Genomic DNA, 11,958 nt, shown 5'->3' with positions numbered 1-11,958 from the left:
AAAAACTTACCGTATTTGCAAGCCGGGCCGGAACAAACTTGCGCGTGCCGGGAAAAGCCGACTTTCCGCCAAGTTACGGAAAATCCTACAATTTTTGTGATATTATATGGATTTTCAAGCTGGAGCTGCCCGTCATTCGGGCAGCTCCAGCGCAAATTATTACTTGGCGAGTGCTACTTGGCCGAGGCTCGCCTGGACATCATTGAGCGACGCTTCAAGCGCGGACACCATCGTATCGATCTGCTGATCGTTGATGATGAGCGGCGGACAGAAGGCCAGCGTGTCGCCCATCGCACGGGAAATCACGCCGCGTTCCTGAAGCGCTGCATTTGCCTGTGCGCCGAGCGCGCCAGCTTGCTCCAATCCTGTCTTGGCCTGCTTGTCTGTGACAAGCTCAACACCGGCAATCAGACCAACGCCGCGCACTTCGCCGACCAGCGGGTGATCCTGCAGTTCACGCAGACGCTTCTGCATATAGGTGCCGCGGTCGCGTGCGTTGGCGGCCAGATCACGCTCTTCAATGATGGCAAGATTTTCCAGCGCCACAGCTGCCGCCACCGGATGGCCGGATGCCGTGAAGCCCGTGCCAAGCGTGCCGATCTTGTGGCTTTCTTCAGCAATCGGCGCGTAGACGCGCTCGTTGATGAGGAATGCCGAGATTGGCAGATAGGAGGACGAAAGCTGCTTCGACATGACCAGAATGTCCGGCTTGATGTCAAAGGTCTGGCTTCCGAAAAGGTTGCCTGTCCGCCCGAAGCCGCAAATGACTTCGTCTGCGACCAGCAGAATGTCGTAGCGCTTCAGGACAGCCTGCACCTTTTCCCAATAGGTTTTGGGCGGCACGACCACACCGCCAGCGCCCATCACCGGCTCGCCGATGAAAGCCGCAATGGTGTGCGGACCTTCGGCGAGAATCAACTGCTCCAGTTCATCAGCCAGTCGCGTTGCGAATTGTTCCTCGCTCTCGCCCGCCTGCCCTTCGCGATAGTAATGTGGACAGCCCGTATGCAGAATGCGGTCGATCGGCAGGTCGAAGGAACGGTGATTGTTGGGCAGGCCAGTCAGGCTGGCGGAAGCAATCGTCACACCATGATAGCCACGCTTGCGCGAGATGATTTTCTTGCGCTCCGGCTCACCCAGTGCGTTGGAGCGATACCAGATCAGCTTGATGACCGTATCGTTGGCTTCGGAACCTGAATTGGTGAAGTAGGCCTTGCTCATCGGCACAGGAGCCATTGAGACGAGCTTTTCAGCCAGATCAATGACGGGGCCATGCGAACGATAAGAGAATGTATGATAGAAGGGCAGCTTCTTCATCTGTCGCGCAGCTGCGTCCGCCAGGCGCGGTTCGGAAAAGCCGACGCCGACGCTCCAAAGTCCCGACATCGCCTCGATGTAACGCTTGCCCGTTACATCCTCGACATAAATGCCATCGCCGCGCTCGATGACAAGGGGCCCTTCGGCCTCAAGTCGGACAGCATCGGTGTAGGAATGCAGATGATAACGGATATCGCGGGCTTCAAGAGAGTTCGGCTGAGCAGTCATTCATTCATCCTCCAGAAAGATAATGAATTTGTAGCCCGTTTCAGAAAAAGCGCAAACCGGAAGCTGCGGAAAAAACGCCCTTCGGAACAAACCGCCGAGGGACTTGGGACATAGTCAGAGAAGTCCGAATGTGCGGGCTTTGGCGACCGCCTGAACTTTGTTGACCGCAACCAGCTTGGTCAGCACGTTGCTGATATGAAAATTTACCGTGCGTGTCGAAATATTGAGGATCGTGCCGATGATTTCGGCAGTCTTTCCCTCACTCGTCCAACGCAGGATCTCCCGCTCCCGCATCGTCAGGTTCACTTCCGAAACGCAGTTCATGGCTGGAACATCAAGATGCTCATACATGGACAGATGCAGCAGATTGGCCGCGATCTGCAATTGACGCCGCAACATTGAAATCTCACCGGATGACAGTGCAGGACCGCTTCTCAGAAAAGACAGCATTCCAAATACGCCTTGCGCCGCCCAGCACGGTTGCGAAATGCCGACCCTGATGCCGAAGCGCTGGGCATCTGTCCATATCTGCGGAGCCTCCGCAAACAGCTTCGATGACCAGACCAGCGGCTCGATGCTGTTCAATGCCTTGCGAACCAGCGGGTCTATATCCGCATATTTTCTGTCCGCATAGTGATCGATCCATTCCTGGGGCAACGAGCCAAAGCTAAGCCATTTGACCACGCCGTTCAGCAAGGGAACGCGCATGATATAAGCCGTATGTGCAAATCCGCACTGTTTGGCATAGGTGTTTATGTATTCAAGGAGCTGCCCGGCATCGTCAGCAGATTGCATGGATTCATAAATTTGTTCCCATTTCATTGCAGACATCCCAATTAAAGTTCTAATTTTGAATTTATTAAAATGTAGCGCCCTTACACAAAACAGTTGCGCGGTCGATGGCTATCACAACCATCAGTTCCTGACTATATAGCAAAATAGTTTCATATGAACTCAAAGCGATAATTTGTGAATATTTTTATCACAACAGTTAGTTACTAAATTAGTATCTAACGAAATACTTTGACCGCCAATTCAGCCGCAAGCACCCGTGCGCTCCCGCTGCCGGAATGGCCAAGACCTCCAACTGTTTATTGTAAGCACTTCCGAATGGAACCCGTTTCATATTTCGCTGGAAATGCTCATGCACCGCCGAACCTGAAACCGATTTGCATTCAGGAACAGTAGAGCCCTCTGACAGGTTCGGCAAACCTGTCAGAATGACGAGTATTTGAGATATGATTAATAAACGTTGGTAAGAGAAAGGCTCATGGCGACCGGTCAGGCCGCCGCATCCTCGTCTTTTTCAGCACCCGGCAAATAATTGAGAACAGGACCGAGCCAGCGCTCCACTTCCTCGACCGGCATTCTCTTGCGTTCCGCGTAATCCTCGACCTGATCGCGTTCCACCTTGGCCACCCCGAAATAATAGCTCTCAGGATGGCCTATATAGAGACCCGATACGGAGGAGCCAGGCCACATGGCGTAGCTTTCCGTCAGTTCCACGCCTGTATTCGCAGTCGCATCCAGAAGACGGAAAAGCGTCGTCTTTTCGGTGTGGTCGGGCTGGGCGGGATAACCCGGAGCCGGGCGAATGCCCTTATAGGGCTCTCCGATCAGTTCTTCTGGCGTATAGGTTTCGTCCGTCGCATAGGCCCAGAACTCCTTGCGCACCCGCTCATGCATCAATTCGGCAAAGGCTTCGGCAAAGCGGTCAGCCAGCGCCTTCACCAGAATGGCAGAGTAATCGTCATTGGCGCGCTCGAAACGCTCGGCGATGGCGACTTCCCCGATGCCCGCCGTCACCACGAAACCGCCGACATAGTCCTGCTTTCCGCTTTCGGCAGGCGCCACAAAATCGGACATGGCCACATTCGGGCGACCATCGCGCTTGCTCAATTGCTGGCGCAGGGTGAAGAAAGTCGCAAGCTCCTCTTTCCGGCTTTCATCGGTGAAGAGCCGGATATCGTCCCCTACCGCATTGGCTGGCCAGAAGCCGACGACAGCTTTCGGCGCGAACCATTTTTCGTCGATGATCTTTTTCAGCATCGCCTGCGCATCGGCCCAGAGCTGGCGAGCTGCCTCGCCCTGCTTTTCATCTTCGAGGATCGCCGGGTAGCGGCCCTTCAATTCCCATGTCTGGAAGAATGGGGTCCAGTCGATATAGCGCGCGATTTCAGCCAGATCGTAATCATCGAAGGTTCTGGTGCCTGTGAAGGTCGGCTTTGTCGGCACAAAGTTATCCCAGTCGAGCTTATGCGCATTGGCGCGAGCCCGAGCGATCGGCAGACGCTGCTTTTCCGCTTCGTTGCGCGCATGGGCTGCCGCTACCTTGGCATATTCCCCGCGCAAGCCGTCGATATAGGCCTGCTTGCCTTCCGGCGACAGCAGGCTCGAAACCACGCCGACGGCGCGGCTGGCATCGATGACATAAACAGCCTGCCCACGCTCATAGCGCGGATGAATTTTCACCGCGGTATGAACGCGGCTCGTCGTTGCGCCGCCGATCAGAAGCGGGATATCGAAACCTTCGCGTTCCATTTCCGCCGCCACATGCACCATTTCGTCGAGTGAGGGCGTGATGAGGCCGGAAAGGCCGATAATGTCCACCTTTTCGTCGCGCGCCACCTGCAAGATCTTCTGCGAAGGCACCATGACGCCAAGATCGATGATCTCGTAATTGTTGCAGGCCAGCACAACGCCAACAATATTCTTGCCGATATCGTGCACGTCGCCCTTTACGGTCGCCATCAGCACCTTGCCGGCGCTTTGACGTTCACCGCCGCCATTAAGACGCTTTTCCTCTTCCATGTAAGGCAGGAGCACGGCTACAGCCTGTTTCATGACACGGGCGGACTTGACCACCTGCGGCAGGAACATCTTGCCTGCGCCGAACAGGTCGCCAACCACATTCATGCCAGCCATCAGCGGGCCTTCGATGACATGCAAAGGCCGTTCAGCCGCCTGACGCGCTTCTTCCGTATCGGCTTCGATATATTCGGTAATGCCGTTGACCAGCGCATGTTCGAGACGCTTTTCGACCGGCCATTCGCGCCATGTCAGATCCTGCGCCTTGGCCTCCTTGGAACCGGAGTCGCGGAAACGCTCGGCAATTTCCAGCAGGCGTTCGGTTGCGTCGGAGCGGCGGTTGAGCACCACATCCTCGCAGGCATCGCGCAGTTCGGGATCGATCGTGTCATAAACGGCAAGCTGTCCGGCATTGACAATGCCCATATCCATGCCCGCCTGAATGGCGTGGTACAGAAACACAGCATGCATCGCCTCGCGCACCGGTTCATTTCCGCGGAACGAGAAGGACAGGTTCGACACGCCGCCCGACACATGGACATGCGGCAGGCTCGCGATGATCTGGCGGGTCGCCTCAATGAAATCGACGCCGTAATTATTGTGCTCCTCGATGCCGGTCGCGACTGCAAAGATATTCGGATCGAAGATGATGTCTTCCGGTGGAAAACCGACCTGTTCGGTCAAAATCTTGTAGGCGCGAGAGCAAATCTCGATCTTGCGCGCCTCGGTATCGGCCTGTCCGGTTTCATCGAACGCCATGACGACAACAGCAGCGCCATAGGCGCGGACGAGCTTGGCGTGATGAATAAAGGCCTCCTCGCCTTCCTTCATCGAAATGGAATTGACCACCGCCTTGCCCTGAACGCATTTCAGGCCAGCCTCGATCACCTCCCATTTGGAGCTGTCGATCATAATCGGCACGCGGGCAATATCCGGCTCTGCGGCAATCAGATTGAGAAACTCGACCATCGCCTTTTCGGAATCGATCAGGCCCTCATCCATATTGATGTCGATGATCTGCGCGCCGTTGGCTACCTGATCGCGCGCCACATCAAGGGCGGCGGCAAAATCGCCCGCCTTGATCAGCTTGCGGAAGCGGGCAGAGCCGGTCACGTTGGTGCGCTCGCCGACATTGACGAAGGGAATATCCTTGGTCAGCGTGAAAGGCTCAAGACCCGACAGGCGCATCAGCGGCGCTACCTTGGCAGGCTTGCGCGGCGGATGCTTTGCAACCGCCTCGGCGATGGCGCGGATATGTTCCGGCGTCGATCCGCAGCAGCCGCCAACCACATTGACCAGCCCGTCACGGGCAAAGCCCTCGATCTGGGCAGCCATTGCTTCCGGCGTTTCGTCATACTGACCGAACTCGTTCGGCAAACCGGCATTCGGATAGGCGCAGATGAAGGTGTCGGCGATAGACGACAATTCATCCAGATGCGCGCGCATGGCATTGGCGCCAAGCGCGCAGTTGAGACCGATGGTAAACGGCTTGGCATGGCGCAACGAATGCCAGAACGCCGTCGGCGTCTGGCCGGACAGGGTGCGTCCGGAAAGATCTGTGATCGTGCCAGAAATCATCACCGGCAGGCGGATTCCCTTTTCCTCGAACACTTCTTCCGAGGCGAAAACAGCGGCCTTGGCATTGAGCGTATCGAAGATCGTTTCGATCAGGATAATGTCGGAACCGCCATCGATCAGCCCCCTGATCTGCTCAGCATAAGCGATGCGCAGGTCATCGAAAGTGACGGCGCGAAAGCCCGGATTGTTGACATCCGGCGATAGCGACGCGGTGCGGTTTGTCGGCCCCAGAGCGCCCGCGACGAAACGGCGGCGGCCGTCCTTCTGCTCGGCCCTCAGGGCGGCGCGGCGAGCTAGCCGCGCACCGTCACGGTTCAGCTCGTAGACCTGCTCTTCCATGCCATAATCGGCCTGTGCAATTCTCGTGGAAGAGAAGGTATTCGTTTCGAGAATATCCGCGCCCGCAATGGCGTAGGCGTAATGGATTTCCTCGATAGCCTTTGGCTGGGTCAGCGTGAGCAGATCATTATTGCCCTGAAGCTGGCAATCGCAGGCGCCGAAACGCTCTCCCCGGAAATGCTCTTCGTGGAAGCCAAGCCCCTGAATTTGCGTTCCCATCGCACCATCGAGGATCAGGATGCGCTCACGCGCCGCCCTGGTGAGAGCTGCCAGCACTTCGGAGCCATCCGGCTGCGCTGCCGTTGCACCGAAAAGACCGTCGAGGGGAGAGGCCATAAAACACCGCCTGTATTCTATCTGTTATCAGGCAACAGGTCTGTTCGCGACGCACAAACCTTGATTGCCTGCCATACGCATACCGTGAAGGTCGCTTAATGACATAAACATATCTTTATGTCAATTCGAGATAAATGTTTTCCGCCCCTGATCGGGGCATCACCCGTCTATTGCCCGAAGGAAGAAATCGTGACTGCGCGGAGCCACCGCCACGCCACAATGTGGGGGCAATAATGACCGCAGGGACAATATGTGTTGTTTGTTTTTACGCGCATCTTCCGAAGCGGTTTCACACATTCGGGGTGCGCTGTGAGGAGAGACCAATGAAAAGGCTTGCTTATTCCCTGTTTGCCGCATGTTTGTCGCTTGGCATGGGACTTGCCGCAGCTACCGGGGGCGCCAATGCGGCACAGCCGTCCCTGATGACGACGCCGTCCGCACAGACTTCGGCACCCATTACGCACCAGGTTCAGTATTATGACTATCGCGGCGACCGCGGCTACTGGCGGGAAAATCGCCGTCACTGGCGGCACGACTACCCGCGTTACCGTCCATACTATCGCTACGATCGGCGTTATTGGGGACCGCCGCCCGCTTATCGCTACCGTGCAGCGCCGGTCTATCGCGGCGGCAACCCGCATGTGCGCTGGTGCTATAATCGTTATCGCTCCTACCGAGCGTATGACAATACATTCCAGCCCAATTACGGACCACGGCGCCAGTGCTACTCGCCATATCTCTAAACGAAAAAAAGCCCCGGATTATCCGGGGCTTCTTCCAAAATGAATTGCTCAAAAATCAGGTAACATAAGCACCGATTGAAGCCGCAACCAGTCCGATCGCAACCGCAATCATCACGCCATAGACGCGCGGTTTGTCAAACAGGACGGCAAAAGCCGCAAACCAGCTGACAACCGCGGCACCAAGCGCGAATAAAAAGCCCGGCTTGTCGCCGTGATACAGGTTAGCCGCCATGAGGCCGCCGATAATCAGCGCGCCAAAAACGATCATCAACCCTGTGGCATATCGCTCGTAATCGTCCATTTAAATTCCTCGGTTCCGCTCCCGCCGTGACAGGTGCCGGAAACTTTCGTCAATCCATTTGGCCATTTAAGGGCATTGGCCGGTCGCCTTCACACAATCATTATTCGTGTCGTTCTTCAACCATTTCACTGCGCCATTTTCGGCAATTGTTGCGACTTTTCACGCGAACGTTCCTGTAGCCGCCCGATAACCGTCATTTGTCCCGACCAAAATCGTGATAACATCACCATCATGGAATCGTCAGGCGTCACCATTTTCGAAACAGAAATCGGACCATGCGGCATCGCGTGGCGCGACCGGAGGATCGTTGGTGTTGAAATCGGAGATGCCGACGAGAAGGAAACCCGATATCGTCTGCGCGAACGGTTTCCCAGGGCAGACGGTACCGAAGCGCCGGCTTTCGTTACCCACGCGGTCGAAGGTGTCCGTGCGCTTTTGACCGGAGCCGATGTCGATTTTTCCGGTACGCCGCTGGCGCTCGATACCCAACCCGACCTTAACCGGCAGGTTTATGAAATCATCCTCGAACTGAAAGCGGGCGAGACGACGACCTATGGCGCAATCGCCAGACGACTGGGAGATGTGAGCCTTTCACAGGCTGTCGGCTATGCGCTGGGTAAAAACCCGTTTCCGATCATCGTGCCCTGTCACCGGGTTCTCGGTTCCAACGGCAAGGTCGGCGGCTTTTCGGCGGCGGGTGGCACGGCGACGAAACTGAAGCTTCTCAATATCGAGCGGGCGAGAACGTCCAGCGAGCCCGATCTTTTTGGCGGCCTGCCATTGCAGGAAAGACCGCAGACCGACTGGTAGTTATCATTTGCGAGCGCAAAACCGTTTCGCACTTGGCTCGAAGATGCTTCAGCGCTTCTCTGTCACCACATCTGCGGAAAAACGCAGTTCGCGCATGGGACGCACAAGCTGAGTCGTGGCGTCGTAAGTCGGATGCTTCTTGAAAGCGAAAAGTGCTTCCTCGTCCTTGAATTCGGCATAAACCACCAGATCGATGCGATCGCACATCGGGTCGACCTTGGAATTAGGCAGAACTTCGAAAAGGTCAGCGTGGGGAATGGTGCCAAGCTGCTCCAGCCCCTTTTTGACAGTCTCGATATCCTGACCTTGCTTGACGCTGAAGAAAACAATGTGCCGGATCACGCCGCGACTCCCTGAAATTGGTGAGGCGTGTCTAGCGCATCAAGGCGCGCAGAAAAATGGCAAATAATTGTCGATCTTCCACGCGTCCAATTTCGTTCCTGAGTTGGCGAAAATAGTGGCTTTCGAGAACCGGAGCGGAGTGTACTTGAGTACATGAGCACCGGAAGCGCAGAAAGACGACATTTGCAGACGCTCAGGGGCGAAATTCAGCCTGCCTTGACGCGACGCCAGGCGAAACCGCCCTCTTCTAGAACCGAACCGCGACCGGGCTGATAATAGCCGGGCGTATCGACAAGCCGGTTTTCATCAAGCCGCTTCTGCGCGACCTTGTTTGTCACCTGCAATGTGTCGAAACCCGTGCGCAGCATCAAGGCGGCCTGATCGATCAGCACGTCGCCAACGGCGCGCAATTCGCCCACAAAACCTTCGCGACGCAAAATCTCGGCCTTGGAATAGGAGCGACCGTCATTGAATGCCGGGAACTGCAAGGCGATCAGCGGCACGCTGCCCAGATCATTGAGAAGTGGTTCAATCGCCTCGCCCGGTGCAACCGTGACGCCGATGCGGCGATTGGAGGCGCGGTGGCGCTCTTCATCCAGCCCGAGCCAGACGGCGAGCGGAATGACGATGGCCGGGGCATCGCCCGCCGCTTCAAGATCATCGGCAAAGACATAATCGTCTTCGCGAAAGCCATCGGCAGACCAGAGTTTGGTTTCGTTGATATCGCTCATTTTCCGGTCACCTGTTCCCAAATTCTTCAAGCTGTCGGCAAGGCCAGTCAGATGGATGCCGCATTCTGTCTTTTCCGATCCCGCCCAGCGACCGGCGCGCTGGTCCTCGCCATCGCTCACGGCCCGCGTGCATGGCATGCAGCCAATGGAGCGATAGCCCTGCGCGGTCAGGGGATGCGGCGGCAGATCGTGCTTTTCGGCATAGGCCTTGAGGTCGCCGGCCTGCCAACGCGCCAGCGGATTGATACGAATGCGCGAACCGACGGATTCAAACACTGGCAGGCTTTCGCGGGTCGATGCCTGAAACTGCTTGCGGCCTGTCATCCATGCGCGATAGGGCGCGACGGCGCGCGCCATCGGCTCAACCTTGCGGATGAAGCAGCAGCGATCCTTGTCGGTCATTGAGAGCGCACCGAACGGATCGTCGCTTTTAAGGCTTTCCTCCAGCGGCAAAATATCCTGCACGTCGGTCAGGCCAAGCCGGTCCACCAGATCGTGACGATAATCGAGTGTGGCCCGAAAATGCTTGCCCGTATCGAGAAACAGGACCGGGGTCGCCGGGTCAATTTCCGAGATCATATGCAAAAGCACAGCCGATTCCGCCCCGAAGGAAGACACAACCGCGATCTGCCCGTCATAGAGTTCGCGCGTGGCAAGCGCGATCACTTCCTGCGGGGAAGATGCGCCGTGGCTTGCCTCCAGAAGGCGGGCTTCGGCGGCAGCACTTTCTTCTGCATCAAGCTGCACGGCTTATTTCTCCGTAAAGCGCGCGTTTGAACGGTTCCATGCCAACGCGGCGATAGGCGGCGAGGAAGTTTTCCTCCGGGCTCTCGCGCAAGGCGAGATAGGTGTCGACCACCGTTTCGATGGCATCCACCACATCTTCCGACGAAAAGCCGCGACCGGTGATTTCACCGATGGCCGAATGCTCATCCGCCGAACCGCCAAGCGTGATCTGATAAAGCTCCTCACCCTTTTTCTCGACGCCCAGAATGCCGATATGGCCGACATGGTGATGGCCGCAAGCATTGATGCAGCCGGAAATCTTGATCTTGAGATCGCCGATTTCAAGCTGGCGCTGCTGATCGCCGAAGCGCTCGGAAATGCGCTGCGCCACCGGAATGGAGCGCGCATTGGCAAGGGCGCAATAGTCGAGACCGGGGCAGGCGATGATGTCGGTGATGAGACCGGCATTGGGCGTCACCAGACCATCCGATTGCAAGAGATCGTAGACGGCGGCGAGATCGGCCTTGGCGACATGCGGAAGAACCAGATTCTGCTCATGGCTGACGCGGATTTCATCGAAGGAATAGGTTTCGGCAATGTCCGCGACCAGTTCCATCTGTTCAGCGCTTGCATCGCCAGGAATGCCGCCAATGGGTTTGAGCGAAATGGTGACGACGGCATAATCCGGGTGCTTGTGCGGCGTGACATTGCGCGCCACCCAGCTCGCGAAAGCCGCATCGGCCTTTTGTGTGACGGCCAGCACTTCCCAGCCTTCCGGCCGTTGCTGCAGGTCCGGCATACGGAAATAGCTTTCGATGGCGTCAATATCGCGCTGCGGCAGCTTCAGCTCGCCATGGCGGATTTCCTCCCATTCGGCATCGATCTCACGCGTCAGTTCTTCAACGCCCGTTTCATGGACGAGTATCTTGATGCGCGCCTTGTACTTGTTGTCGCGACGGCCATGCAGATTATAGACGCGCACGATGGCCGTCACATAGGTCAGCATGTCCTCGATCGGCAGGAAATCGCGAATCTTCTTCGCCACCATCGGCGTGCGACCCTGTCCGCCGCCAATATAGACAGCCAGTCCCAGATCGCCCGCCTCGTTCTTCTTCAGCTGCAAGCCGATGTCTTGCACCTGAATGGCGGCGCGATCATGCTCCGAACCGACAATGGCGATCTTGAACTTGCGCGGCAGATAGGAAAACTCCGGATGCAGAGACGACCACTGGCGCAGGATTTCGGCGAAGGGGCGCGGATCGGCCACTTCGTCGGCGGCAGCGCCTGCGAAATGATCGGCGGTCACATTGCGAATGCAATTGCCCGAGGTCTGGATGGCGTGCATCTCAACTTCCGCCAGTTCTTCCAGAATGCGCGGCACATCCTTCAATGCAGGCCAGTTGTACTGGATATTCTGGCGGGTGGTGAAGTGGCCGAAACCGCGGTCGTAGGCACGCGCAATGTGGCCGAGCTTGCGCAACTGTCGGCTCGATAGCGTACCATAGGGGATCGCCACGCGCAGCATATAGGCGTGCAATTGCAGATAAAGCCCATTCATCAGGCGCAATGGCTTGAACTGGTCTTCGGTCAGTTCGCCAGCCAGGCGGCGCTCGACCTGATCCTTGAACTGCGCAACGCGGGCCGCAACGAAATCGCGGTCGAATTCATCATAACGATACATGAGCTATTCCAACACAAA

At 56.8% G+C, this 11,958-nt stretch carries 9 protein-coding genes and 1 pseudogene; 2 read left to right on the top strand and 8 right to left on the bottom strand.

What is annotated here, in order from left to right; genetic code table 11:
- Positions 1 to 159 precede the first annotated feature (159 nt).
- From J9800_RS11345 to metH, 3 genes are all read right to left on the bottom strand, one after another.
- Positions 160 to 1,545: an aspartate aminotransferase family protein gene (locus J9800_RS11345; RefSeq protein WP_114214273.1), complete on the bottom strand. Its 1,386-nt coding sequence runs from the start codon at positions 1,543 to 1,545 to the stop codon at positions 160 to 162.
- Between the two features lie 114 nt (positions 1,546 to 1,659).
- The gene (locus J9800_RS11340) at positions 1,660 to 2,367 is read right to left on the bottom strand and encodes a LuxR family transcriptional regulator (RefSeq protein ID WP_112589306.1); all 708 of its coding nucleotides are present in this window, start codon (positions 2,365 to 2,367) and stop codon (positions 1,660 to 1,662) included.
- Positions 2,368 to 2,826: 459 nt separating this feature from the next.
- Positions 2,827 to 6,606 (bottom strand): methionine synthase, encoded by a 3,780-nt coding sequence (gene metH / locus J9800_RS11335; RefSeq protein WP_114214274.1) that lies wholly within the window; start codon positions 6,604 to 6,606, stop codon positions 2,827 to 2,829.
- A gap of 323 nt (positions 6,607 to 6,929) precedes the next feature.
- Between metH and J9800_RS11330 the strand changes: the two genes are divergently transcribed.
- On the top strand, positions 6,930 to 7,349 hold the full coding sequence (locus J9800_RS11330) for a BA14K family protein (protein ID WP_114214275.1): 420 nt from the start codon (positions 6,930 to 6,932) through the stop codon (positions 7,347 to 7,349).
- Positions 7,350 to 7,404: 55 nt separating this feature from the next.
- Here the strand turns inward: J9800_RS11330 and J9800_RS11325 are convergent, their stop codons facing one another.
- Positions 7,405 to 7,650 carry a hypothetical protein gene (locus J9800_RS11325; protein WP_010658028.1) on the bottom strand — a complete coding sequence of 82 codons (246 nt, stop codon included), beginning with the start codon at positions 7,648 to 7,650 and terminating at the stop codon, positions 7,405 to 7,407.
- 231 nt (positions 7,651 to 7,881) lie between these two features.
- Here J9800_RS11325 and J9800_RS11320 point away from each other — a divergent pair, with 231 nt between their 5' ends.
- Positions 7,882 to 8,460, top strand: coding sequence for a methylated-DNA--[protein]-cysteine S-methyltransferase (locus J9800_RS11320; protein ID WP_114214276.1), 579 nt, complete (start codon positions 7,882 to 7,884; stop codon positions 8,458 to 8,460).
- A 48-nt stretch (positions 8,461 to 8,508) separates the two neighbouring features.
- Here the strand turns inward: J9800_RS11320 and J9800_RS11315 are convergent, their stop codons facing one another.
- From J9800_RS11315 to J9800_RS11300, 4 genes and pseudogenes are all read right to left on the bottom strand, one after another.
- The gene (locus J9800_RS11315) at positions 8,509 to 8,802 is read right to left on the bottom strand and encodes a Dabb family protein (RefSeq protein ID WP_114214277.1); all 294 of its coding nucleotides are present in this window, start codon (positions 8,800 to 8,802) and stop codon (positions 8,509 to 8,511) included.
- A gap of 206 nt (positions 8,803 to 9,008) precedes the next feature.
- Positions 9,009 to 9,533, bottom strand: a complete 525-nt coding sequence (locus J9800_RS11310) for a DUF934 domain-containing protein (RefSeq protein WP_114214627.1) — start codon at positions 9,531 to 9,533, stop codon at positions 9,009 to 9,011.
- A gap of 18 nt (positions 9,534 to 9,551) precedes the next feature.
- Positions 9,552 to 10,280: pseudogene (locus tag J9800_RS11305) on the bottom strand (phosphoadenylyl-sulfate reductase); the annotation flags it as partial.
- A complete protein-coding gene (locus J9800_RS11300) occupies positions 10,270 to 11,940 on the bottom strand; it encodes a nitrite/sulfite reductase (RefSeq protein ID WP_210845720.1) in 1,671 nt (556 codons plus the stop codon). The pseudogene J9800_RS11305 and the gene J9800_RS11300, both read right to left, overlap by 11 nt.
- Positions 11,941 to 11,958: the final 18 nt, after the last annotated feature.

The organism is Ochrobactrum sp. AP1BH01-1, from assembly GCF_018066705.1.
Classification (GTDB): domain Bacteria; phylum Pseudomonadota; class Alphaproteobacteria; order Rhizobiales; family Rhizobiaceae; genus Brucella.
The sequence above is the reverse complement of the archived record's forward strand: the minus strand, read 5'-3'. Positions and strand labels throughout refer to the sequence as shown.